Here is a 23203-nt window from a genome sequence, read left to right as displayed (position 1 = left end):
ACCACCCACCCATTCCAACCACGAGACACCCCCATGCTGGATGCCGCTGCCGTGCAGGCGATGCTGACCCCCCTGTTCCCTGGCCTGATGGGCGTGACGCTCACCAGCGTCGCGCCCGACCGCATCGTGGCCACGATGGCGGTGCGGCCCGACCTGTGCACCGGCGGTGGCATCCTGCACGGCGGCGCCTACATGGCGTTTGCCGACACCCTGGGCGCGGTGGGCACGGTGGTGAACCTGACCGACGGCCAGCGCACCACCACCACCGACAGCAGCACCAAGTTCATCGCCGGTGCCAAGGTGGGCAGCACCGTCACCGGCGAGAGCATCGCCCTGCACCGCGGCCGCACCACCCAGGTGTGGCAGACGATGATCCGCAACGACCAGGGCAAGCTCTGCGCCGTGGTCACCCAGACCCAACTCATCATGTGAGCGCCTGGCGGCGCAGGCGCCTCAGCGCGGCGCGCGGCTCTTCAGCCCGTAGCGGCTGAACTTGTCGACCACCACCGCGATCTCGGCATCCGGCAGCACCCGCGGGCCGCCCAGGCTGCGGCACATCACCATCTGCTGGGCCAGCGTCTCCACCTCGCCGGCCAGCCACATGGCCTTGTCCAGGTTGTGCTCGAATGCCAGCAGGCCGTGGTGTTCCAGCAGGCAGGCCTTGCGGCCTTCCAGCGCCACCACCGCCGCGGCCGACAGCGCCGCCGTGCCGTAGGTGTGGTACGGCGCGCAGCGGATCGGCGCGCCGCCGGCGGCGGCGATCATGTAGTGCAGCGCCGGGATCTCCAGCCCCTGGATGGCCAGCACCGTGGCGTAGGTGGGGTGGCCATGCACCACCGCACCGGCCTCGGGCCGGGCCTGGTAGACGGCCTGGTGCATCGCCCATTCGCTGCTCGGGTCCAGCGGATGCTGCCAGGTGGCGGTGCCCGAGCCGGTGAACTGCACCGGCACGATGTCGTCGGGCTGCAGCGTGTCGTAGGCGATGCCGCTGGGCGTGATCAGCATGCCGCCGTCCACCCGCACGCTGAGATTGCCCGAGGTGCCGGTGGCCAGCCCCATCGGCTGCAGGCGGTTGGCATGGCGCACCAGTTGCTGGCGCAGGTCGGCGTGGTCCATGGCATCACCCCCCGCTGTGCAGCACCTTGGCCACCGGCGCGGGCCGCAGGCGGTAGGCATCGCTCAGACCCGAGCCCAGCAGCGGCCGCAGGTACAGGCGGAAGGCATCGGTCACGTCGGTGCCGCTGGGGCTGATGAAGGCGTCGTCCATCACCCGGGTCTGGCCGGCGACGGCATCCAGCGGGAGCAGGCTGTAGTCGGCGCTGTAGTAGCCGGTGCGCTGGATGGCCACCGAGCCATCCCGGTCACCCCACATCGCAAACTGCACCGCCTTCTCGCCCACCTCGCGGGCCTCGCGCTGGTCGACATCGCTGACGCAGCCGATGAAGCTGCGCTGCAGGTAGCCGAAGGTGTCGCCACGCACCCGCTGGATGCCCAGCTTCTGCTTGATCTCGGCGCACAGCAGATCGGCCAGCGCGCCGGTGCCCGACAGCTGCACATTGCCGTGGGCATCGCGCTCCAGGTCCTGCGCCAGCTGGGCCAGGATGGGCGCGCCGCTGGCATCGTGGATGCCCTCGCTGACGGCGATGACGCAGCGGCCGTGGCGCCGCTGCATGGCCTGCACGTCGGCCAGGAACTGCTCCAGCACGAAGGTGCGCTCGGGCAGGTAGATCAGGTGCGGGCCGTCGTCTGGGAACTTCTTGCCCAGCGCGCTGGCCGCCGTCAGGAAGCCGGCATGGCGGCCCATCACCACCGCCAGGTACACGCCCGGCAACGCCGCGTTGTCGAGGTTGGCGCCGGCAAAGGCCTGGGCCACAAAGCGCGCCGCGCTGGGAAAGCCCGGTGTGTGGTCGTTGCCGACCAGGTCGTTGTCGATGGTCTTGGGGATGTGGATGCAGCGCAGCGGGTAGCCGGCGGCCTGCGCCTGCTGGCTGACGATGCGCACCGTGTCCGACGAATCATTGCCGCCGATGTAGAAGAAGTGGCCGATGCCATGCGCCCGCAGCACCCGGAAGATGCGCTCGCAGTAAGCCAGGTCGGGCTTGTCGCGGGTGCTGCCCAGGGCCGAGCCCGGCGTGGCGGCCACCAGCTCCAGGTTGTGGCTGGTCTCCTGTGTCAGGTCGACGAAGTCCTCGTCGACGATGCCGCGCACGCCGTGGCGGGCGCCATAGACGCGGTCGATGCCCTTGTGGCGGCGGGCCTCCAGCACCACGCCCACCAGGCTCTGGTTGATCACCGCGGTGGGGCCGCCGCCCTGGGCGACCAGGATCTTCTGCAGGTTCGAGGTCAAGAGAAAGCTCCTGTTTCTGGTGGGTGATCCCGGCCGTGGCGCTGGCCGGCCCTGCTAGGGTAGCGACTGTCGCAGACTCCCGGTTCCAGATGGCCCCACACCCGCCCTTGCCAACTGCGTCGGCCACCGGCTGGCGGCGCCTGCGCGCCTGCGGCTGGGCCCTGGCCGTGGTGGCCGGGTTGGGCGGCGCGCCGGCCGGGGCCGCTGCGCAGGCGCCCGCTGGCGAGGCGCCGCCGTTGCAGCTGCGCATCGTCGGCGGCCTGGCCAGCGTCAACCAGTTCACGCAGCAGGAAGAACCGTTCTGGACCCGCCAACTGCCCGCCCTGACCAACGGGCGGGTGCGGGCCGAGATCCAGCCGTTCGACCGTGCCGGCATCCGTGGCCAGGACATGCTGCGCCTGCTGCGCCTGGGCGTGGTGCCGTTCGGCACCGCGCTGCTGAGCCTGACCGTCGCCGAAGACCCGCTGGTGGGCCTGACCGACCTGCCCGGCGCCAACCCCGACATGGGCACGCTGCGCCGCGCCGTGGCCGCCTACCGCCCGGTGCTGGCGGCCCACCTGCGGCAGGCCCATGGTGTGGAACTGCTGGCGCTGTACGCCTATCCGGCCCAGGTGCTGTTCTGCCAGCAGGCCTTTGCCACGCTCGGTGATCTGGCGGGGCGGCGGGTGCGGGTGTCATCGGCACCGCAGGCGGACTTCATCGAAGCGCTGGGCGCCGTGCCGGTGCTGGCACCCTTTGCCGAATTGCTGCCCAGGCTGCGCGCGGGCCAGCTCGACTGCGCCATCACCGGCACCATGTCGGGCAACACCATCGGCCTGCACCAGGCCACCAGCCACATGCATGCGCTGCCCATCACCTGGGGGCTGTCGCTGTTCGCGGCCAACAAGGCGGCCTGGACCGGGCTGCCGGCCGATGTGCGGCAGCTGCTGCAGCGGGAGTTGGCGCAGCTGGAGCAGGCGATCTGGGCCGACGCCGACCGCGAGACCGGCGAGGGCATCGCCTGCAACACCGGCAGCACCGCCTGCAAGCCGGCCCAGCGCGGCCGCATGACCCTGGTCACGCCCACGGCGGGCGACCGCGCCCAGCTGCGCAGCCTGCTGGCCGACACCTTGCTGCCACGCCTGGCCGCGCGCTGCGGTCCGCCCTGCACCGATGCCTGGAACAGCAGCCTCGCGCCGGTGGTGGGGGTGCGCCTGGGCCCCGCCACCGCCCGCTGACCATGGCCGGAGGCCCTGAACGCCGCACGCTGTGGGCCCTGTGGTGTGTGGCCGGCCTGTTCGTGCTGGCCGTGCTGTTCACCGCTGCCAGCCTGCTGCGCAGCCAGCGGGCGGAGGCGCAGGCCCAGGGCGAGGCCCGGCTCACCCGCTTCATGGCCGGCGCCGAGGCGGCGATCAACCGCAGCTTCATGGGCATCGACATGCTGCTGGCCGGCCTGGCCGAGCCGCTGGACGACCTCGGCGAGGCCGACCCCGCCCAGGCCCGCCAGCAGCGCAGCCGGCTGCTGGCCCAGGTGGTGCGCCAGAACCTGCAGCTGCGCGATGTGCTGCTGCTGGACGCCGACGGCCAGGTGCTGGCCGCCGGCCAGGAGAGCAGCCTGCGCCAGGTGCCCACGCTGCCACCGGGCTTCCTGGCCCGGGTGCTGGCACCGGGCGTGCCGGTGCTGGCCATCAGCACGCCCATCGTCAACCCGATCACCGCCGAGGCGGCGCTGTACTTCGCCCGGCCCCTGGCCATGGGTGCGGCCAACACCGTGCTGCTGGCCGAGGTGCCAGTGTCGCTGGTGGCCGGCATCGCGGCGCAATCGGTCGAGATCGCCGGCCTGACCGTGACCCTGGAGGGCCGTGATGGCGCGCTGCTGGCCAGCATGCCCGGCGACGAGCGCCTGGGCATGCTGCGCCTGCAGCCGCCGCTGGCGGCAGCCTCGGCCACCGGCACCGCCTGGCATGCGCCCGGCCGGCTGGACCGCGCGCCCGCGCTGCTGGCCGTGCGCACCACGCTGAACGCCGACGTGATGCTGGCCGCCAGCCTGCGGCTGGACGTGGCCCTGGCCGATGGCGCCGGCTACCGCCAGCAGGTGCTGCTGCTGGCCAGCGGCTTCGTCGTGATGCTGCTGGCCGCCGCTGCCCTGGTGCATGGCGCCATCGGCCGGCAGGCCCGCGCGCAGGCCGAACTGGCCGCCTCCAAGGGCACGCTGGAGCAGGCCATGGCATCGATGAACGATGGCCTGCTGCTGGTGGACAACCAGCAGTGCGTGGTGACCTGGAACCAGCGCTACACCGAGCTGTTCCCCTACCTGGCGCCGGTGCTGCGCCGGGGTGTGCACAACAGCATGCTGGCCGAGGCTGCCGCCCGTGCGCTGATGCCCGAAGGCACCCAGGCCGAGCGGGCTGACTGGATGGCTGCGCGCATGGCTGTCGACAAGGAGGCGGATGTCAACTTCCCGCAGCGGGTGGCGGGCGGACGCATCGTCGACACGGTGCGCCGCGCCACGCCGGACGGTGGCTTCGTGGCCGTCTACCGCGACATCACCGCCTCGGAGCGGGAGCTGTCACGGGCCAAGGCCCAGGCCGAGGCGGCCAACGAGGCCAAGTCGCGCTTCCTGGCCACCATGAGCCATGAGATGCGCACGCCGCTCAACGGTGTGCTGGGCATGATCCACCTGCTGCTCAACAGCCCGCTGAACCCGCGCCAGCGCCAGCATGCGCTGCTGATCCGCAGCTCCGGCCAATCCCTGCTGGCGGTGCTCAACGACATCCTCGACCTGTCCAAGATCGAGGCCGGCCGCATGGACCTGGAGCTGCAAGCCTTCCAGCTGGGCGAAACCGTGCGCGACGTCGTCACGCTGCTGTCAGAGCGCGCCGAAGCCCGCGGCCTCACCCTGCAACTGCTGCTGCCCCCTGACCTGCCCACCTGGCTGGTGGGCGACGCGAGCCGGCTGCGCCAGGTGCTGTTCAACCTGGTGGGCAATGCGCTGAAGTTCACCGAGACCGGCGGTGTGACGGTGGCGCTGGCGCACCAGCCGCGGCCCCACGGCGAGGTGGCGCTGACCCTGCAGGTGCGCGACACCGGCATCGGCATCGCGCCGGATGTGCTGGACCGGCTGTTCACCCGCTTCACCCAGGCCGACAGCTCCACCGCGCGCCGCTATGGCGGCACCGGCCTGGGCCTGGCCATCTGCCGCGAGATCGTGGACCTGATGGGCGGCCGCATCAGCGTGGAAAGCGCGGTGGGCCAGGGCAGCTGCTTCACCGTCGCGCTGGTGCTGCCGCTGGCGCCCGCCGGCACCGACACGGCCGCCCGGCCGGGCCAGGGCGCCGACGCCGACAGCGCCGATGGCAGCCCGCTGCCGCCGTTGCGCCTGCTGGCGGCCGAGGACAACGGCGTGAACCAGATCCTGATCAAGGCGCTGGCAGAGGGCTGGGGCCACCACTGCGACGTGGTGGGCAACGGCATCGAGGCGCTGGCCCAGGTGCAGGCCGCTGACTACGATGCGGTGCTGATGGACATCCAGATGCCCGAGATGGATGGCGAGGCCGCCACCCGCGCCATCCGCGCCCTGCCCGGCCTGCTGGGCCGCATTCCCGTCGTGGCGATGACCGCCAATGTGATGCCCGAGCAGCGCAGCAGCTACCTGGCCGCGGGCATGGATGCGGTGGTCTCGAAGCCCGTGGACGCGCAGGCCCTGCAGGCCGCCCTGCGGCAGGTGGTGACCCGCCGGCAGGACGCCGTGGTCTGACCCAGGGATCAGCGGGTGTGGTGCACCGGCGCCAGCCCGTAGACCGGTGTCGGGATGCCGGCCAGCCGGGCCTTGAGCTGCAGCGACAGGAACTGCGAGTAGTGCCGGCTCTGGTGCAGGTTGCCGCCGTGCACCCACAGATGCGGCACCTGGGTGGGCTTCCACATGTTGCGCAGCTCGCCTTCCCAGGGGCCGGGGTCCTTGGGCGTGTCACTGCCCAGGCCCCACACCTTGCCCAGCCGGTCGGCCACGGCGGGTGAGATCAGCCCGGCCAGCCACTGGTTCATCGACCCGTAGCCGGTGGCGTACACGATCACGTCGGCCGGCAGTTCGGTGCCGTCGGTCAGCGTCACGCTCCTGGGGTTGATGCGCTCGATGGTGGTGCGGCTCTTCAACTTGATGCTGCCGTTGGCCACCAGCTCGGAAGCGCCCACGTCGATGTAGTAGCCCGAGCCACGGCGCAGGTATTTCATGAACAGGCCCGAGCCGTCGACGCCGAAGTCGAGCATGAAGCCGGCCTTCTCCAGCCGGTTGTACAGGTCGGCGTCGCGCCGCTTCATCTCGTCGTACACCGGCACCTGCAGCGGCGCCATGATCTTGTAGGGCAGGCTGGCAAAGATCAGGTCGCCCTTGTGGTGGTCCACGCCGGCGGCGATCGCGTCTTCGCTGTACAGGCCGCCCAGGGCCAGTTCCATCAGGCTGGCCGATGGCGCGATGTGGGTGGAGCTGCGCTGCACCATGGTCACGTCCACGCCCTGCTCCCACAGTGCGGCGCAGATGTCGTGGGCCGAATTGTTGCTGCCCAGCACCACCACCTGCTTGCCCTGGCAGGCCTCGGGCCCGGGGTGCTTGCTGGAATGGTGCTGGTCGCCCAGGAAAGTGTCGGCGCCGGGGATCTGCGGCACATTGGGGTAGCCGGAGACGCCGAGTGCGATCACCAGTTCCTTGGGCCGCAGCACGATGGTCTGGCCATCGCGCTGCACCGTCACTGCCCAGGTCTGGCTGGCCTCGTCGAACACCGCCTGCGTGGCCGTGGTGGACGCCCAGTAGTTGATCTCCATGATCTTGACGTAGGCCTCCAGCCAGTCGCCGATCTTGTCCTTGGGCGCGAACACCGGCCAGTCGTCGGGGAAGTTCAGGTACGGCAGGTGGTCGTACCACACCGGGTCGTGCAGGCACAGGCTCTTGTAGCGGTTGCGCCAGCTGTCGCCGGCGCGCGGGTTCTTCTCGACCACGATGTGCGACACACCCAGCCGGCGCAGCCGCGCGCCCAGCGCGATGCCGCCCTGGCCACCGCCGATCACCACCACCTCGGGCTGCACCGTGTGGCCCAGGTTGGCGGCCTCGTCGGCCTTCAGCTCGGCCCAGCTCTTGCGGCCGCGGTGCACGCCGTGCTCGGCGCCGGCGGCGCGGTGGCGGCCGGTCTTTTCCTCATGGCCCTTCAGTTCGACCATGGTGGTCAGCAGGGTCCAGGCGCGGCCGTTGATCAGGCGCACCAGGCCCTTGCCGCGCGACAGCCGGGTCTCGAAGGTGAACCAGGCCTCGGTCACGCCGTCGGCGGTGGTGGCGTCGCCGATCAGCTGCCAGTTCGACGGCGCCACGTCGTCGAGCCGGGCGGCCAGCATGGCGCGCACGGCGGCGGGGCTCTCCTGGGTGCAGATGTTCCAGGTGAAACTGACGAGGTCGCGCCAGTAGCAGTCGTCGCCCATCATCGCCACGGCGGCGTCGATATCGCGGCGCTGCAGGGCGTTGTCGAAGCCGGTCAGCCAGGCCTGGGCGTGTTCGCTCGGGCTGGGGGTGGTGTCGCTCATGGTGTTGTCTCCGTGGGGTGCTGAACAGTGCAACGGCCAAGGGGCCGCGCAGGGTCTGTCGCGCAAAGCGCGTGCCGCGCCCAGGGCGCCCGGGCTTGCGGCAGCGCAACATGGCTGCAAACCCCACTGTGGCAACACGTTGCCAGCGATCCGGCCACAACCCTGCTGCGATGCAGCAACGGCACCCAGGCTGTCACAGCGTGACAGCTGTCACACCCCAGGGTGTGACACGTCAGGCGTGGCGCGTCGCGCCCGTCACCGCGCCGGTGGCCCTGGCTGCTGCAACGGGCGTTGCAGCAAGGCCAGCACCGCACCAACCAGCAGCAGCGCCGCAGCCGCCAGCAGGCTGACGCCGATGTTGCCCGACAGGTCACCCACCAGCCCGGCGCCGTAGGGGCCGGCGGTCTGGGCCACGGCGAACACCAGGGTGAACAGGCTGATGGCGCGGCCCCAGGCCGCCGGCGGCAGGTTCTGCCGCGCGAAGTTGGTCACCGCGCCGGGTGCCATGAAGACCGACAGGCCGAAGACCACCGCCGACACCAGCAGCACTGGCCCGTTGGGCAGCACCACCGGCAGCGCCGACCCGATGGCGATGCAGAGGAGGATCATGGCCAGCGGCCGGCCCGACGCATGGCGCGCCAGCACGCGCCGCCAGACGAACGGCGACAGGCAGATGCTGGTGCCCAGCACCACCCACACCAGCGCGATGAAGCCGGCACTGGCGCGCTGCTCGGTCATCCAGGCCGACAGGAAGGTCAGGTAGACGATGTAGCCCAGGCCGAAGCCGGCGTAGCCGGCCATCTCGGGCAGCATGCGGCGCAGCGGCAGGGGCGCGGCGTCGGCGGCCTGGCTGCCTTGCGCCGGCGTGCGCAGCTGCAAGGCCGCCCACAGGCTCAGCGGCACGCAGCACAGGCTGGCGCCACCGATCAGCACCCAGCCCAGCGGCCACGACGCCGCCCCACGGGCCTGCAGCATCAGCGGCAGCACCGCGCCCGCCAGCACGATGCCCAGCCCGCCGCCCGTCCCGAACAGGATCGCGATGGCCAGCGCATTGCGGCGTGTGTCGCCCTGGAACAGGCCCGCTGCCAGCGCCCCGGCCGTGGAAAACGACATCGCCCCCAGCACGCCGGCGGCGATGCGCCACCCTGTCTGCCACCACAGCGCCGGGTTCAACCCGGTGGCCAGCAGCGCCAGCGTGGTGGTGACCACGCCGAAGGCGAACAGCCGCGTGGGCGGCACGTGGCGGATCAGCAGCATGGTGAGCAGCGCACCGCCGATGTAGCCCAGCGCGTTGGCGGTGTTCAACCAGCCGGCCTGGGCGTAGGTCCAGCCCATCTCGGACTTCATCGCCGGCAGCAGCAGGCCGTAGGCAAAGCGGGCAAAGCCGTTGGTCACCGTGACGCCCAGCGCCAGGCCGGCCAGCACCAGCCACGGCCGCTGCAGGCCGGCGGCTGTCATGCCGGGGCCTCCATGGGCACCACCGCCGCATGCGGCTGGCGGGGCCAGGATGCAGCGCCGGCGCCGACGATCAGGCGGACGTACTTGTTCATGGTCTCGTCCCGGGCTGGCATGGCTGGCGATTGTGACCCCGCAGTCCAGAATGCAGGCTGCCGAGGAGGACGCCACCATGGCCCACACGCCCACATTCCGGACGGGCCAGCCCGAAGACAGCGTTGACCTGGCCCTGTTGTTCGACGCCGCCTCGCGGCGCAGGTGCAGGGCCAGACCATCGGCGCGCTGTTCGGCTTTTCGGTGGCGGACGCCGATGACCCGACCCCGCTCGACGAATTGCCCGCGCCACTGCGCCCGGTCATCGACCTGGAGAGCGTCGCCAGGGGTTGCTGGCTGCTGCAGGCCGTGGCCCTGTTCCCGGAACACCGCGGCCAGGGCCATGGCCCGGCGCTGGTGGCGCGTGCCTGCCAGGCCGCCCGCGAGGCCGGGCACCGGCGCATCGCCCTGCAGGTGGAAAGCCCCAACACCGGGGCCATCGCGCTGTACAGCCGCTGCGGATTCACCGCCTGGCAGCGCCGGGTCGACGTGCCGTTTCCCGGCTCGGACGACGAAGGCGACTGGATCCTGATGGGCAAGGACCTGTCGCCTGGGACCAGTGGCCCGGCGGCCGGCAAGTAACTGCCTAACGCGGCTTGCGGCGGGGTGCGGTGCCCGGACGCGGCGGCAGGCCGGTGTGCTGGGTCAGCAGGCTGCCGCGCCGGGGCCGGGCTGGTGCCGCCGGCGATGCCGCAGCCACCGCCGGCTGGTAGCTGGGCACCAGATGCTTCTTGCCGTTGCCGATCAGGTCGGCGCGGCCCATGGCCATCAGCGCGTCGCGCAGCAGCGGCCAGCCGGCCGCATCGTGGTAGCGCAGGAAGGCCTTGTGCAGGCGGCGGCGCTTCTCGCTGCGCACGACATCCACCTTCTCGGTGCCATCGGGCTTGGCGACATCGCGGCTCAGGCCCTTCAGCGGGTTGCGGCCGGTGTGGTACATCGCCGTGGCGCTGGCCATCGGGCTGGGGTAGAAGGTCTGCACCTGGTCCGCGCGGAAGCCGTTGCGCTTGAGCCAGAGCGCCAGGTGCATCATGTCTTCGTCGCTGGTGCCCGGGTGGGCGGCGATGAAGTACGGGATCAGGTACTGCTGCTTGCCGGCCTCGGCGCTGTACTTGTCGAACAGCTGCTTGAAGCGGTCGTAGCTGCCGATGCCGGGCTTCATCATCTTGGACAACGGCCCGGCCTCGGTGTGCTCGGGCGCGATCTTGAGGTACCCGCCCACGTGGTGCGTGACCAGCTCCTTCACGTAGTCGGGCGAGCGCACCGCCAGGTCGTAGCGCAGGCCCGAGCCGATCAGCACCTTCTTGACACCCGGCAGCGTGCGGGCGCGGCGGTACATGCGGATCAGCGGCGCATGGTCGGTGCCCAGGTTGGGGCAGATGCCGGGCCACACGCAGCTGGGCTTGCGGCAGGCGCGCTCGATGGCGGTGCTCTTGCAGCGCAGGCGGTACATGTTGGCGGTGGGGCCGCCCAGGTCGGACACGATGCCGGTGAAGCCGGGCACCTTGTCGCGCATGTCCTCGATCTCGCGGATCACCGAGTCTTCGCTGCGGCTCTGGATGATGCGGCCCTCATGCTCGGTGATCGAGCAGAAGCTGCAGCCGCCGAAGCAGCCGCGCATGATGTTCACGCTGAAGCGGATCATCTCCCAGGCCGGGATCTTGGTCGAGCCGTCGTGCCGGCCGTTGGCGTCGGCATAGCTGGGGTGCGGGCTGCGCGCATAGGGCAGGCCGAACACATGGTCCATCTCGGCGGTGGTCAGCGGGATCGGCGGCGGGTTGATCCACACGTCACGCGGCTTGCCGCCCACCAGGTGCGCCTGCACCAGGGCGCGGGCATTGCCTGGGTTGGTCTCCAGGTGCAGCACGCGGTTGGCATGGGCATAGAGCACCGGATCGCGTTTCACCTGCTCGAAGCTGGGCAGGCGCACCACGGTGCGCTCGCGCGGGGGCAGCTGCACCCGGCCCTGGCGGGGCACCAGGCGGATGGGTTGCGGGGCGGCAGGGTCGGCGGGTGGAGCCGCGTCGTCCTTCGCGCAACTGGCACCCTGGCTGGCCGCCGCTTCGCTGGTGGTCTGGTACGGATTGATGTGGTCGTCGATGCGGCCGGGCAGGTCCACGTCGGTCGAGTCCAGCTCGAACCAGCCGGCTGCGCTTGCATCGCCATCACGCCGCAGGAAGGCCGTGCCCCGCACTTCGGTGATCTGATCCACCGGCTCGCCGGCGGCCAGCCGGTGCACGATCTCCACCAGCGCCCGCTCGGCATTGCCGTACAGCAGCAGGTCGGCCTGGGCATCGACCAGGATGGCGCGGCGCACCTTGTCCTGCCAGTAGTCGTAGTGGGCGATGCGGCGCAGGCTGGCCTCGATGCCGCCCAGCAGGATGGGCACATCGCCGAAGGCCTCGCGGCAGCGCTGGGTGTAGACCAGGCTGGCGCGGTCGGGCCGCTTGTCGGGCGCACCGCCCGGGGTGTAGGCATCGTCGCCACGCGGCCGGCGGTCGGCGGTGTAGCGGTTGATCATCGAATCCATGTTGCCGGCAGCCACGCCGAAGCACAGGTTCGGCCGGCCCAGCGCGGCGAACGGCGCGGCGCTGTGCCAGTCGGGCTGGGCGATGATGCCGACGCGGAAGCCCTGCGCCTCCAGCACCCGGCCCACCACCGCCATGCCGAAGCTGGGGTGGTCAACGTAGGCGTCGCCGGTGACGATGACCACGTCGCAGCTGTCCCAGCCCAGCGCGTCCATCTCGGCGCGGCTGGTGGGCAGGAAGGGCGCGGTGCCGAAGCGCTTCGCCCAGTACGGGCGGTAGCTGGTCAGCGGCTTGGCGTCGAGGCCGTATTCCTGGCGGGGGGTGGCGGTGGACACGGCGGTGGGCGGATCGGCGGCGGGGGCCGGATTGTCACCCGCCACCGCCAACGGCGCTGGGCACCGGCCCGTGCAGCCATGGCCTGTTGTCCGACAAGCGCTTGGCGCCGCAGCGCACAGCGGCCATTGCCCGCCCCGCCTAGACTGGCACCACACCCTGTTTGGCAACCATGACACCGTCGTCCGGTGACCCGTGTGCGCACAGCACGGGCGGCGGACACCGCCCCACCACCCGCGCCGCCACCCGCCCCGGAAGATCCGCCATGACCACCACCGACCGCCCGATCGCCCTGCACCACCTGCCGCGCCGACGCTTTGCCGTGCTGCTGCCCCTGGGCGGCATCGCGCTGCTGGCGGCCTGCTCCAAGCCGCCCGAACCCGCCGCCACGCCAGCCCCCGCACCAACCCCCACACCGGCGCCGGCACCTGCCGCCGAGATGCCCGCGGCCACGGCACCGGCCCAGGCCAGCGCCGGAACCGCCGGCCTGCCCATGGTCGATCCCGCGGATCCGTCGGCCAAGGCCCTGGCCTACACCGCCGACGCCAGCCAGGTGGTCGCCGCCAGCCAGCCCAAGTACCAGCCCGGACAGGCCTGCGGCAACTGCGCGCTGTACGCCGGCCAGCCGGGCGACGCCGCCGGCCCGTGCCCGCTGTACCCCGGCCGGCAGGTCAGCGCCCAGGCCTGGTGCAACGCCTACGCGAAGAAAGCCTGATCCATCCCGACCCGCCTGCCCAGCCGGCAGCACCTGGCAGCCCGCGCCACGCCGGCGGGGCGCAGCCTGGCGCCGGCGCCGTGACCGCCCTGCCCATGGCCGCACCGCTGCACATCGTGTTCAACCTCGGCGCCGGCCACGGCAGTGCCGAGCTGGTCGAACAGGCCATCACCCAGGCGTGCGCCAGCGCAGGCCGGGCGGTGCACCTGCTGCGGGTGGACGACCCCCGCCGCCTGGGCGACATCGCCAGGCAGGCGGTGCAGGCGGCGGTGGCCGATGGTGGCGTGGTGGTGGCGGCCGGGGGTGACGGCACGATCAACACCGTGGCCCAGGCCACGCTGGGCAGCGGCTGCGCCTTCGGCGTGCTGCCCCAGGGCACCTTCAACTACTTCAGCCGCACCCACGGCATTCCGGCCGAGCCCGACGCCGCGATGCAGGTGCTGCTGACCGAACAGGCGCATCCGGTGCAGGTGGGTCTGGTCAACGGCCAGGTCTTCCTCGTCAACGCCAGCCTGGGCCTCTACCCCGTGCTGCTGGAAGACCGCGAGGCCTGGAAGCGCCAGCTCGGCCGAAGCCGGCTGGTGGCCTTCGGTGCCGGCTTGCTGACCCTGCTGCGCGGCCACCGCAGCCTGCGCCTGGACATCGACGTGCAGGGCAGCCGGCGCACGCTGCGCACCCCCACCCTCTTCATCGGCAACAACGCCCTGCAGATGGAGCAGCTGGGCGTACCGCAGGCGCAGGCCATCGACGCCGGTGCGCTGGCGGTGGTGGCACTGCAGCCGGTCGGGCGCCTGGACCTGCTGGGCCTGGTGCTGCGCGGCGCGCTGGGCCGCCTCGGCGACGCCGACCAGGTCACCCACTTCGGCTGCCAGCGCCTGACGGTGCTGCCGCCCTGGCGCTGGGGCCGCCGGCGGGTCAAGGTGGCGACCGACGGCGAGGTGCAGCGCATGCGCCTGCCGCTGGAGTTCAGCGTGTCGCCCACCGACCTGCAGCTGATCCGCCCGGCGGCGCCGGCGCCCGAGCGGCAGGACCCATGACCCTGCTGCTGCAGCTGTCCGACCCGCACTTCGGCACCGAGCAGCCGCCGGTGGTGGCCGCGCTGGAGCGCCTGGTGGCCGCACAGCGGCCGGATGTGCTGCTGCTGTCGGGCGACATCACCCAGCGCGCCACCGCCGCGCAGTTTGCAGCCGCCCGGGCCTTCGTCGACCGGCTGCGGGTGCCCACGGTGCTGGCGGTGCCGGGCAACCACGACATTCCGCTGTTCAACCTGGCGCAGCGCGTCCTGCAGCCCTATGCGCGCTACCAGCGGGCCTTCGGGCCGGTGCTGGAACCCGAGTTCGACAGCCCGTCGGTGCTGGTGCTGGCGCTGAACACCACGCGCTGGTGGCGGCATGCCGACGGCGAGGTGTCCGATGCGCAGATCACCCGGGTGGCCGACCGACTGGCCCGCGCCAGCGCCCGGCAGTGGAAGCTGGTGCTGCTGCACCAGCCGGTGGCCGTGACCCGGGCGGAAGACCGCAAGAACCTGCTGCATGGCCATGCAGACGCGGTGCAGCGCTGGCGCGCCGCCGGTGCCGACATGGTGCTGGGTGGCCACATCCATCTGCCATTCCTGCTGCCGCTGCCAGCGCCAGGCAAGGGCAGCGGACCGGGACCGGTGCTGTGGGCGGTGCAGGCGGGCACCGCTGTCAGCAGCCGGGTGCGGGCCGAGGCCGGCAACTCGGTCAACCTGATCCGGGTGGCCGACAGCGGCCCGCGCCAGGCAGCGGTGGAACGCTGGGACCACGATGCCGGGCTGCAGCAGTTCCGCTGCGTGGCCCAGCAGGCCCTGCCCGGCCGCGCGCCGGGCTGATGCAACCAGGCGTCAGGCCGCCAGCGCGCGGCGCAGCATCATGCGCGCCACCATGCGGCTGGCCATGTTGGCGCTCATCAGCAGCGCGAACCAGCGCTCACGGGGCTGCACGAACAGGGCCGTGCCGCTGATGCCCGACCAGGTCAGCTCGCCCGCGGTGCAGGGCATCGCAGCCGGGCCCCAGTCGTGCCGCACCGCCAGGCCCAGGCCGAAACCGAAGCCCGGGCCGGTGTAGCCCGCCGGGCCGTCGACGCCGTCGGCCAGCTGGTTGCGTGACAGCTCGGCAAACAGCCGCTCGGACAGCAGCCGCTGACCGCCGACGACGCCACCGTCGGCCAGCAGCCGGGCAAAGGCGGCGTAGTCGTCCAGCGTGCTGACCAGGCCGCCGCCGCCGCTGTCCATCCAGGCCGCGCCCGGCTGCTGCTGGCCCAGCGGGGCCACGGTGGCATGCCAGGCAGCATCGTCGGCGAAGGCGGTGGCCACCTGCTCACCGGGGCCGATGGCAAAGCTGGTGTGGCGCATGCCCAGCGGCCCGAACAGCCGGCGCTGCAGCGCGCCGCCCAGCGGCACGCCGTCCAGCGCCTCGACCACCAGGCCCAGCACGTCGGTGCTGTAGCCATAGCGGAAGGCCGCCCCCGGGGCATTGACCAGCGGCAGCGCCGCCAGCCCGGCCAGCAGGCCGGCGCCGTCCAGCCCGGCACGGCCAGGTGCCAGGGCTGCGGCCGTCCAGGCGCTGCGCAGCGCGGCGTGCGCAATCTCCTGCGGGTAGGCCAAGCCGGCGGTGTGGCGCATCAGGTCGCGCACCGTGGGGCCGGGCACGGCCAGGCTGCCGTCGGCCAGGCGCAGCCCGCGCAGCGCGGGCAGGATCTCGCCCACCGGCGCATCCAGGTCGAGCCGGCCTTCGTCGGCCAGCATCAGCGCAGCCACCGTCACCACCGGCTTGGTCAGCGACGCGATGCGAAAACGCACGCCGGCATGCAGGGGCGCCGGCTGGTCGGGGTGGATGCGGCCGAGCGCGTGGCGCGCCAGCACCTGGCCGGCACGTTCCACCAGCAACAGGGCACCGGGGCAATGGCGCGCCGCCAGCTGGTGTTGCAACAGGTCGAGCACCGGGGTGGTCATGGTGGTCATCGGCAAAGGCAGGCCTGGGGGCCGGCGGGTGGGTCAGTGCGGCGGTGCGGCACCGTCTTGCGCGTTGGGTGAGCGGATGCCCCAGCGGGCCATGCGGCGGTAGAGCGTCATGCGGGCGCAGCCGAGCTGACGCGCCACGGCGGTGACGTTCCACTGCGCATCACGCAGCAGCTGCAGCAGGGCCTCGGCCTGGGCGGGCACGGGTGGCGGGGCGGGCAGGCCGGTGGCCGCCTGCAGCGCGTCGGGCAGGTCGGTGGGCTCCACCAGGCCGTGGCTGCAGACGCTGCGGGCGTAATCCAGCGCGTTGCGCAGCTCGCGCAGGTTGCCGGGCCAGCGGTGGCCCAGCAGCAGCGCGCGCGCCTCGGGCGCCAGCCGCACCGGCGGCTGCTGGCTGTCGCCGGCGGCCAGCACGCGGTCGACCATGGTGCCGAGATCACTGCGCTCGCGCAGCGGCGGCAGCGCAAAGTGCGCGCCGTTCAAGCGGTAGTACAGGTCGTCGCGGAAGCGGCCCTCACGCACCCGCTGCTCCAGCGGCGCGTGGGTGGCGGCAATCACGCGGATGTTCACCGGCACCGGCCGCGCCGCGCCGATGGGGGTGACCTCGCGCTCGGCCAGCACCCGCAGCAGCCGGGCCTGCAGGCCCAGCGGCATGTCGCCGATCTCGTCGAGGAACAGCGTGCCGCCGTCGGCCGACTGGATCAGCCCGCGCTTGGCGCGCGACCCGGCGCCGGTGAAGCTGCCAGGCAGGTGGCCGAACAGCTCGCTCTCGATCAGGCCCTCGGGGATGGCCGCGCAGTTGACCGCCACGAACGGGCTGCCGCGCCGCTCGCTGGCGGCGTGCAGGGCCTTGGCGAAATACTCCTTGCCGCTGCCGGTCTCGCCGGTGATCAGCAGGCTGACCGGGCTGTTGGCCAGCCGCGCGGCGCGCTCGATCTGGCGGTCGAGCCGCGCATCGCCACCCGACAGCGCCGCCAGCGGCGCGGGAAGGCGCGGCGCGGCGGCCACCGGGTGCGGCACCCGCGCAGCAGCCGGCGGCGGCATGGCGGCCATGAACAGCAGCTGCCGGCCGCCGGTGAGCATGACCGCGCGCTGCTCGGCCGGCCGCCCGGCCATGAAGCGGCCCAGGTCGCCGGGCGCCAGGTCCAGCAGTGCTGACAGCGGCTGGCCCAGCAGCGGCCGGCCTGCCAGCGCCGGCAGCCCCTGCAGCAGCAGCTGGGCACGGCGGTTGTGGCCGATGAGCCGGCCGCCGGCATCCAGCGCCAGCAGGTAGTCGGGGTTCACGTCCAGGAACTGCGGCGCCTGCGCCAGGCGCAGCACCCAGTCGTGGCGGAAGCGGTGCAGGAACTGCGCGTTCTCGACCTGCTGCGCCGCCTGCTTGACCAGCTGCAGTGCCAGGTGCTGGCTGACCTTGGGGTCGGGCGCGCTGAGCGCCGAGATGTCGAGCACCGCGCTGAGTTCACCGCTGGGGTTGAACACCGGCGCGCTGGTGCAGGTCAGCGGGATGTGGGTGGCGTCGAAGTGGTCCGCCAGGTGCACGGTGAGCGCCTGGCCGGTGCTGATGCAGGTGCCCACACCACAGGTGCCGGCGTGGTGTTCGCTCCAGTCGGCACCCAGGTACAGGCCGGCCTTGCGCAGGCTGGGCTCGACCACCAGGTCGCCGAGAAAATCGACGGTGATGCCGCGGGCGTCGGTCAGCAGCACCACATAGCCCAGGCCGGCCACCTGCTGGTAGAGCGATTCCAGCCCGTGGCGGGCGATGTGCAGGAAGGCCTCCATCTGGTCCTGGTGCTCGCGCAGGCGCGCACCGGGCAGGATCACCGCCTCCTGCATGCGGGTGGGGTCGAGCCGGTGCTGGTGCACGCAACGCTGCCAGCTGGCGCGGATGATCTCGTCATGCGCCTGCGCCTGCGGCGCGCCGATGCCATGACCGGCCACCTGCATCACCGTGTCGATGTGCGCACGCTGTGCGCTGGCCGTGGCAGCCATGGCAGACCCCGCAGGCCGGTCAGCCGACCTTGGCTTCGCTGATCTGCAGCACCGGCTGGGCGTCGGTGTAATTGGGCACGTCGCCCATGATCTCGGCACCATGCTTGGCCAGCGCGGCCTGCAGCGCCTCCACCGAGGTGAGGTGCAGGGTGCCGATGGCGGCATAAGGTGCCGGCGCGCCGGGTGCGCCGCCGGCCAGACCGGCATCCACCGTGAAGCCGGTGCAGGCGGCACCGATGCGGGCCTGCACCATGGGCATGTGCTTCTCGCAGTAGTAGGCCAAGTCGAAGCGGCTGCTCTGCGGGTAGAAGATCTGGACGTGGATCATGGGGGTCTCCGTTGTGGGTGTGCATGCGCCGCTCGGGCAGCAAGGCCCACGGTTATCGCACGCACCGCCCGCGGCGGCATCCTGGGGTCTGCCCGGGGCCGCGCCGCTGATCAGCCGCGGTAGGACGGATCGATCCGGTCGACCACCCGCCGCATCGCGTCGAAACTGTCCTGCCCCGCGCCGAAGTGGGTGTTGAAGTTCAGCGAATCGCGTACGCAGCCTTCCAGCACCGGTGTGGGGATGGCGCGCAGCGGCCCCAGTGGCTGCGACGCCACCTGCACCTCGCAGGCCCGCTGCAGCACCCACAGCAGGTTGAAGGCCTGGGCCAGGGTCTGGCCGATCACCACCGGCCCGTGGTTGCGCAACAGCAGCACCGGCTTGCAGTGGTCGGGTGCACCGGCGCTGGCCAGGATGCGCGCGCCCTCGTCGGCATGCACGGTGATGCCCTCGAAGTCGTGGTACGCCACCTTGCCGTACAGCTGGGCGGCATAGAAGTTGGTGTAGCTCAGGCCGCCTTCCAGGCAGCACACCGCCATCGTCGGCGTGGTGTGCACATGCATCACGCAGTGGGCATCGGCCACGGTGCGGTGGATGGCGCCGTGGAAGGTGAAGCCGGCGGGGTTGATCGGCCAGTGGCTGTCGCCGATGGTGCGGCCGTCGCCGTCCACCTTGACCAGGTTGGAGGCGCAGACCTCGGTGTAGTGCAGGCCGAAGGGGTTGAGCAGGAAGTGCCCCGGCTCGCCCGGCACCCGCAGCGACAGGTGGTTGTAGATCAGCTCTTCCCAGCCCAGGTGGGCAAAGATGCGGTAGGCCGCCGCCAGCTCCACCCGCGCGGCCCACTCGGCCGGGGCGATGTGTTCCGGGCGGGGGTAGGCGGCATCGAGGTCGGGCATGGCGGGCTCCTGAGGGGGGTCAGCTGGACGAGACGGACTGGCCCTTGGCGATCTGCCGGCAGATCACCACCATCGGCAGCAGGCCCACCACCACGATGGCCAGCGCGGCGGTGCTGGCCTCGGCCAGGCGCTCGTCGGCGGCCAGGGTGTAGGCCTGGGTGGCCAGGGTGTCGAAGTTGAACGGCCGCATCACCAGGGTGGCGGGCAGCTCCTTCATCACGTCGATGAACACCAGCAGCGCGGCGGTGAGCAGGCTGCCGCGCAGCAGCGGCAGGTGCACGCGGCGCAGCGTCTGCGCCGGCGTGTGGCCCAGGCTGCGGGCGGCCTGGTCCATGCTGGGCGTGATCTTGGCCAGGCCGGCATCCACCGCCTGCATGGCCGCGGTGAGGTAGCGCACGATGCAGGCGTAGACCAGCGCGGCGATGCCGCCGGTGATCAGCAGCCCGGGGTGGGTGCCGAACAGCTGCTGCCACAGCGCGGCCAGCGCATGGTCGAGCCGTGTCACCGGGATCAGCACGCCCACCGCGATCACCGAGCCCGGCAGCGCATAGCCCAGGCCGGCGATGCGGTGCGCCCAGCGCATGGCGCCGCCGCGGTGCACCCGGGCGGCATAGCCGATCAGCAGGGCCAGCGCCACGGCCAGCAGCGCCGTCAGCCCGGCCAGCAGCACGCTGTTGCCGGCCAGGCGCAGGAAACGCTCGCCGAACTGGGCATCGCCCTCGGTCAGCGCCATGGCCAGCAGCAGGCCACCGGGCAGCAGGAAGCCGCCGACCAGCGGCAGCGCGCAGGCGCACCAGGCCAGCAGCGCCCGGCCGCCGGCCAGCGGCATGCGCGCGGCGCCGCTGCGTTGCAGGCTGGTCTCGGCAAAGCGCCGGCCGCCGCGGCTGAGCCGCTCGAACACCAGCACCAGCACCACGAAGGCCAGCAGCACCAGGGCCAGCTGGGCCGCGGCCACCCGGTCGCCCAGCGAGAACCAGGCGCGGTAGATGCCGGTGGTGAAGGTCTGCACCGCGAAGTAGCTCACCGTGCCGAAATCGGCCAGCGTCTCCATCAGCGCCAGGGCCACGCCACCGGCAATCGCCGGCCGGGCCATCGGCAGGCTGACCCGCAGAAAGCCCTGCCAGGGCGTCAGACCCAGCGATCGGGCCACCTCCAGCGTGGCACCGCCGCGCTCCAGGAACGCCGTGCGCGCCATCAGGTAGACATAGGGATAGAGCACCAGCGAGAACATCGCCACCGCGCCGCCGGTGCTGCGCACATCGGGAAACCAGTAGTCGGCGCGCTTCCAGCCGAAGGCCTCGCGCAGCGCCGTCTGCACCGGGCCCACGTACTGCAGCAGGTCGGTGTAGGTGTAGGCCATCACGTAGGCCGGCATGGCCAGCGGCAGCACCAGCGCCCATTCAAAGCTGGCCCGGCCGGGAAACTGGTGCCGCGTGACCAGCCAGGCCGCGCCCACGCCCAGCAGCGTGACGCCCAGCCCGACGCCGGCGCACAGCCACAGCGTGGTGCGGATGTAGTCGGGCAGCACGGTGGACGCCAGGTGGGCCCAGGTGCCGGCCTGCCCGGTGGCGAAGACATTGCTGCCCACCGACAGGATGGGCACCGCCACCAGGCCGGCCGTGGCCAGGGCCAGCAGCAGCAGCCACGACCAGCGCCGGCCACGGACGGCGCCCGCGCCACGGCGCGGCGTGGCGGGCAGGGTCAGGCGCTCGGGACGGGCGGACACGGTGGGGGCGCAGGATCGGGTGGCGGCGCGGCAGCGGGCCGCGGCAGGCGCCGCAGGGCTGGCAGTGTATCGGCCAGGACTGCGACGCCCCCCTATGATCGCCCCACCATGAACGACGCCTCCCCGCCCTGGCTGCAACTGGACAGCATCGCCGTGGCCTACGGCCGCAAGGCCGTGGTCGAGAACTTCTCGCTCACCCTGCCGCGCGGCACGGTGGGCTGCCTGCTGGGGCCGTCGGGCTGCGGCAAGACCACGGTGCTGCGCGCCATCGCCGGCTTCGAGCCGCTGGCCGCCGGCGAGATCCGGCTGGACGGCACGCTGGTGGGCAGCGCCCGGCAGCAGGTGCCGCCGGAGCAGCGCCGCATCGGCATGGTGTTCCAGGACCATGCGCTGTTCCCCCACCTCACCGTGGCGGCCAACGTGGCCTTCGGCCTGCGCGGCCTGCCCGATGCCGACCGCCGGGTGCAGCAGATGCTGGAGACGGTGGGCCTGGCCGGCAGCGGCACGCGCTACCCGCACCAGCTGTCGGGCGGTCAGCAGCAGCGGGTGGCGCTGGCGCGGGCGCTGGCGCCGTCACCGCGGCTGCTGCTGCTGGACGAGCCCTTCTCCAACCTCGACATCGAACTGCGCGAGCGCCTGGGCGGCGAGCTGCGCCAGCTGCTGAAGGCCGCCGGCACCACCGCCCTGCTGGTCACGCATGACCAGCACGAGGCCTTCGCCATCGCCGACGAGATCGGCATCATGTCCGGCGGGCGCATCCAGCAATGGGCCAGCGCATACAACCTGTACCACCAGCCGGCCAACCGCTTCGTGGCCGACTTTGTCGGCCAGGGCGCCTTCCTGCCGGGCACGGTGGAGCGTGGCCAGCACATCCACATGGAACTGGGCGTGCTGGAGAGCCCCGAGCCGATCCGCTGCACCGAGCATGGCGACCTGTGTGATGCCGGCTGCAGCGTGGATGTGCTGCTGCGCCCCGATGACGTGGTGCACGACGATGCCAGCCCGGTCACCGCCGAGGTGGTGGCCAAGGCCTTCCGCGGCGCCGAGTTCCTCTACACCCTGCGGTTGGACAGCGGGCAGACGGTGCTGTCGCTGGTGCCCAGCCACCACAACCACGCCATCGGCGAACGCATCGGCATCCGCCTGGAGGTCGACCATGTGGTGGCCTACAAGCGCGAGGGCGAGCCGGTGCTGGACTGCGGCTGAGCACCGCGGCCGGCCGGCGCCGGCGCTGGTCTGCCGGCCCTCAGTGCAGCCGCACCAGGCCGCCGGCGGCGCGCATCGCGCCTTCGCCGATGGCCGCGCCGAAGCGCTTGGCCAGCTTCTCGGCGACGTTGTCGTGCGGCGTGTAGTCGATCACTTCCTCGGCCTGGATCACCTCGCGGGCGACGTAGTCCAGGTTGCCCAGCTTGTCGGCCAGGCCCAGGGCCACGGCTTCCTCGCCGTTCCAGAACAGGCCGGAGAAGGTGTCGGGGGTCTCCTTGAGCCGGGCGCCGCGCCCCTCGCGCACCACGCGGATGAACTGCTGGTGCACCTGGTCGATCATGGCCTGGGCATAGGCGCGCTGCTTCGGGTCCTGCGCGGTGAAGGGATCGAGCATGCCCTTGTTTTCGCCCGCGGTGAGCAGGCGGCGCTCCACGCCCAGCTTGTCCATCAGGCCGGTGAAGCCGAAGCCGTCCATCAGCACGCCGATCGAGCCGACGATGCTGGCCTTGTCGACATAGATCTCGTCGGCCGCCACCGCCACGTAGTAGGCGCCGCTGGCGCAGACCTCCTCGACGACGGCGTAGACCTTCTTCTTGTGCAGCGCCTTCAGGCGGCGGATCTCGTCATTGATGATGCCCGACTGCACCGGGCTGCCGCCCGGGCTGTTGATGCGCAGCACCACGGCGCGGGCGCCCACGTCCTCGAACGCGCTGCGCAGGCCCGAGAGCATCAGCTCGGCACTGGCCTCGGTGTCGGCGGCGATCTCGCCACGCAGTTCCACCAGCGCGGTGTGCGGGCCGCTGGGGGCGGTGTGGCGGTTGCGGTCGGACATCAGCAGCCACAGCACCGCCAGCACCACGCCCAGCCAGGCCAGGCGGAAGAAGATGCGCCAGCGCCGCTCGGCACGCCGGTCCTGCAGCAGCGCGCGGGCCAGGGTCTCGAGCGAGGCTTCCAGCGCCGGGCGGGTGGTGGCTGGCGCAGCCGCAGGTGCCGCGGCGGTGGGCGCCACGGCCCCGCTGCCCTCGGGGGCGGGGGTCGGGGTGTCGTCGGGCGTTGTCATGGCAGG

19 protein-coding genes are annotated in these 23203 nt (G+C 72.1%); 8 read left to right on the top strand and 11 right to left on the bottom strand.

The window, feature by feature from the left end; translation table 11 throughout:
* Positions 1-33: 33 nt before the first annotated feature.
* The gene (locus tag FFT10_RS13170; protein WP_137733292.1) at positions 34-432 is read left to right on the top strand and encodes a PaaI family thioesterase; all 399 of its coding nucleotides are present in this window, start codon (positions 34-36) and stop codon (positions 430-432) included.
* A gap of 21 nt (positions 433-453) precedes the next feature.
* On the opposite strand, the gene FFT10_RS13165 is transcribed toward FFT10_RS13170, so the two are convergent.
* Positions 454-1116 carry a class II aldolase/adducin family protein gene (locus tag FFT10_RS13165; protein ID WP_137733291.1) on the bottom strand — a complete coding sequence of 221 codons (663 nt, stop codon included), beginning with the start codon at positions 1114-1116 and terminating at the stop codon, positions 454-456.
* A 4-nt stretch (positions 1117-1120) separates the two neighbouring features.
* On the bottom strand, positions 1121-2347 hold the full coding sequence (locus FFT10_RS13160) for a 6-phosphofructokinase (protein ID WP_228027099.1): 1227 nt from the start codon (positions 2345-2347) through the stop codon (positions 1121-1123).
* Positions 2348-2454: 107 nt separating this feature from the next.
* Here FFT10_RS13160 and FFT10_RS13155 point away from each other — a divergent pair, with 107 nt between their 5' ends.
* Entirely contained in the window at positions 2455-3564 is a 1110-nt protein-coding gene (locus tag FFT10_RS13155; protein ID WP_228027098.1) for a TRAP transporter substrate-binding protein, read from the top strand.
* Between the two features lie 2 nt (positions 3565-3566).
* Positions 3567-6083 (top strand): ATP-binding protein, encoded by a 2517-nt coding sequence (locus FFT10_RS13150; RefSeq protein WP_137733289.1) that lies wholly within the window; start codon positions 3567-3569, stop codon positions 6081-6083.
* 8 nt (positions 6084-6091) lie between these two features.
* On the opposite strand, the gene FFT10_RS13145 is transcribed toward FFT10_RS13150, so the two are convergent.
* Together FFT10_RS13145 and FFT10_RS13140 are read right to left on the bottom strand one after the other, a co-directional pair.
* Positions 6092-7894 (bottom strand): flavin-containing monooxygenase, encoded by a 1803-nt coding sequence (locus FFT10_RS13145; protein WP_137733288.1) that lies wholly within the window; start codon positions 7892-7894, stop codon positions 6092-6094.
* A gap of 255 nt (positions 7895-8149) precedes the next feature.
* Positions 8150-9352 carry a YbfB/YjiJ family MFS transporter gene (locus FFT10_RS13140; protein WP_137733287.1) on the bottom strand — a complete coding sequence of 401 codons (1203 nt, stop codon included), beginning with the start codon at positions 9350-9352 and terminating at the stop codon, positions 8150-8152.
* Between the two features lie 255 nt (positions 9353-9607).
* Here FFT10_RS13140 and FFT10_RS13135 point away from each other — a divergent pair, with 255 nt between their 5' ends.
* Positions 9608-10024 (top strand): GNAT family N-acetyltransferase, encoded by a 417-nt coding sequence (locus FFT10_RS13135; RefSeq protein ID WP_137733286.1) that lies wholly within the window; start codon positions 9608-9610, stop codon positions 10022-10024.
* 4 nt (positions 10025-10028) lie between these two features.
* On the opposite strand, the gene FFT10_RS13130 is transcribed toward FFT10_RS13135, so the two are convergent.
* On the bottom strand, positions 10029-12302 hold the full coding sequence (locus FFT10_RS13130) for a YgiQ family radical SAM protein (protein ID WP_137733285.1): 2274 nt from the start codon (positions 12300-12302) through the stop codon (positions 10029-10031).
* Positions 12303-12565: 263 nt separating this feature from the next.
* On the opposite strand from FFT10_RS13130, the gene FFT10_RS28195 reads away from it, so the two are divergent.
* From FFT10_RS28195 to FFT10_RS13115, 3 genes are all read left to right on the top strand, one after another.
* Entirely contained in the window at positions 12566-13015 is a 450-nt protein-coding gene (locus FFT10_RS28195) for a high-potential iron-sulfur protein (RefSeq protein WP_174246101.1), read from the top strand.
* Between the two features lie 95 nt (positions 13016-13110).
* Complete coding sequence (locus FFT10_RS13120; RefSeq protein ID WP_137733480.1) at positions 13111-14052, top strand: diacylglycerol/lipid kinase family protein; 942 nt, start codon at positions 13111-13113, stop codon at positions 14050-14052.
* Complete coding sequence (locus tag FFT10_RS13115) at positions 14049-14867, top strand: metallophosphoesterase family protein (protein ID WP_137733284.1); 819 nt, start codon at positions 14049-14051, stop codon at positions 14865-14867. The genes FFT10_RS13120 and FFT10_RS13115 overlap by 4 nt, the downstream gene beginning before the upstream one ends.
* A gap of 12 nt (positions 14868-14879) precedes the next feature.
* Here FFT10_RS13115 and FFT10_RS13110 read toward each other — a convergent pair whose 3' ends face one another.
* The 5 genes from FFT10_RS13110 to FFT10_RS13090 form a co-directional block, all read right to left on the bottom strand.
* Positions 14880-15998 carry a serine hydrolase domain-containing protein gene (locus FFT10_RS13110; protein ID WP_137733283.1) on the bottom strand — a complete coding sequence of 373 codons (1119 nt, stop codon included), beginning with the start codon at positions 15996-15998 and terminating at the stop codon, positions 14880-14882.
* 33 nt (positions 15999-16031) lie between these two features.
* Complete coding sequence (locus tag FFT10_RS13105; RefSeq protein WP_137733282.1) at positions 16032-17984, bottom strand: sigma-54-dependent Fis family transcriptional regulator; 1953 nt, start codon at positions 17982-17984, stop codon at positions 16032-16034.
* 19 nt (positions 17985-18003) lie between these two features.
* Positions 18004-18312 carry an EthD family reductase gene (locus tag FFT10_RS13100; RefSeq protein ID WP_137733281.1) on the bottom strand — a complete coding sequence of 103 codons (309 nt, stop codon included), beginning with the start codon at positions 18310-18312 and terminating at the stop codon, positions 18004-18006.
* Positions 18313-18422: 110 nt separating this feature from the next.
* On the bottom strand, positions 18423-19205 hold the full coding sequence (locus FFT10_RS13095) for a class II aldolase/adducin family protein (protein WP_137733280.1): 783 nt from the start codon (positions 19203-19205) through the stop codon (positions 18423-18425).
* 19 nt (positions 19206-19224) lie between these two features.
* Positions 19225-20904, bottom strand: coding sequence for an ABC transporter permease (locus FFT10_RS13090; protein ID WP_137733479.1), 1680 nt, complete (start codon positions 20902-20904; stop codon positions 19225-19227).
* A 135-nt stretch (positions 20905-21039) separates the two neighbouring features.
* On the opposite strand from FFT10_RS13090, the gene FFT10_RS13085 reads away from it, so the two are divergent.
* Positions 21040-22137, top strand: coding sequence for an ABC transporter ATP-binding protein (locus FFT10_RS13085; RefSeq protein WP_137733279.1), 1098 nt, complete (start codon positions 21040-21042; stop codon positions 22135-22137).
* Positions 22138-22177: 40 nt separating this feature from the next.
* Here FFT10_RS13085 and FFT10_RS13080 read toward each other — a convergent pair whose 3' ends face one another.
* Positions 22178-23197, bottom strand: coding sequence for a S49 family peptidase (locus FFT10_RS13080; RefSeq protein WP_137733278.1), 1020 nt, complete (start codon positions 23195-23197; stop codon positions 22178-22180).
* Positions 23198-23203: the final 6 nt, after the last annotated feature.

Source organism: Pseudaquabacterium pictum, from assembly GCF_005403045.1.
Classification (GTDB): domain Bacteria; phylum Pseudomonadota; class Gammaproteobacteria; order Burkholderiales; family Burkholderiaceae_C; genus Pseudaquabacterium; species Pseudaquabacterium pictum.
This window is presented reverse-complemented; position numbering and strand designations above follow the sequence as displayed.

What these genes read in the sequence shown, in the direction of transcription:
- FFT10_RS13170 (WP_137733292.1), top strand. Translation starts at nt 34, where the DNA reads ATGCTGGATGCCGCTGCCGTGCAGGCGATGCTGACCCCCCTGTTCCCT.
- FFT10_RS13165 (WP_137733291.1), bottom strand. Translation starts at nt 1,116, where the DNA reads ATGGACCACGCCGACCTGCGCCAGCAACTGGTGCGCCATGCCAACCGC.
- FFT10_RS13150 (WP_137733289.1), top strand. Translation starts at nt 3,567, where the DNA reads ATGGCCGGAGGCCCTGAACGCCGCACGCTGTGGGCCCTGTGGTGTGTG.
- FFT10_RS13145 (WP_137733288.1), bottom strand. Translation starts at nt 7,894, where the DNA reads ATGAGCGACACCACCCCCAGCCCGAGCGAACACGCCCAGGCCTGGCTG.
- FFT10_RS13140 (WP_137733287.1), bottom strand. Translation starts at nt 9,352, where the DNA reads ATGACAGCCGCCGGCCTGCAGCGGCCGTGGCTGGTGCTGGCCGGCCTG.
- FFT10_RS28195 (WP_174246101.1), top strand. Translation starts at nt 12,566, where the DNA reads ATGACCACCACCGACCGCCCGATCGCCCTGCACCACCTGCCGCGCCGA.
- FFT10_RS13120 (WP_137733480.1), top strand. Translation starts at nt 13,111, where the DNA reads ATGGCCGCACCGCTGCACATCGTGTTCAACCTCGGCGCCGGCCACGGC.
- FFT10_RS13115 (WP_137733284.1), top strand. Translation starts at nt 14,049, where the DNA reads ATGACCCTGCTGCTGCAGCTGTCCGACCCGCACTTCGGCACCGAGCAG.
- FFT10_RS13110 (WP_137733283.1), bottom strand. Translation starts at nt 15,998, where the DNA reads ATGACCACCATGACCACCCCGGTGCTCGACCTGTTGCAACACCAGCTG.
- FFT10_RS13105 (WP_137733282.1), bottom strand. Translation starts at nt 17,984, where the DNA reads ATGGCTGCCACGGCCAGCGCACAGCGTGCGCACATCGACACGGTGATG.
- FFT10_RS13100 (WP_137733281.1), bottom strand. Translation starts at nt 18,312, where the DNA reads ATGATCCACGTCCAGATCTTCTACCCGCAGAGCAGCCGCTTCGACTTG.
- FFT10_RS13095 (WP_137733280.1), bottom strand. Translation starts at nt 19,205, where the DNA reads ATGCCCGACCTCGATGCCGCCTACCCCCGCCCGGAACACATCGCCCCG.
- FFT10_RS13085 (WP_137733279.1), top strand. Translation starts at nt 21,040, where the DNA reads ATGAACGACGCCTCCCCGCCCTGGCTGCAACTGGACAGCATCGCCGTG.
- FFT10_RS13080 (WP_137733278.1), bottom strand. Translation starts at nt 23,197, where the DNA reads ATGACAACGCCCGACGACACCCCGACCCCCGCCCCCGAGGGCAGCGGG.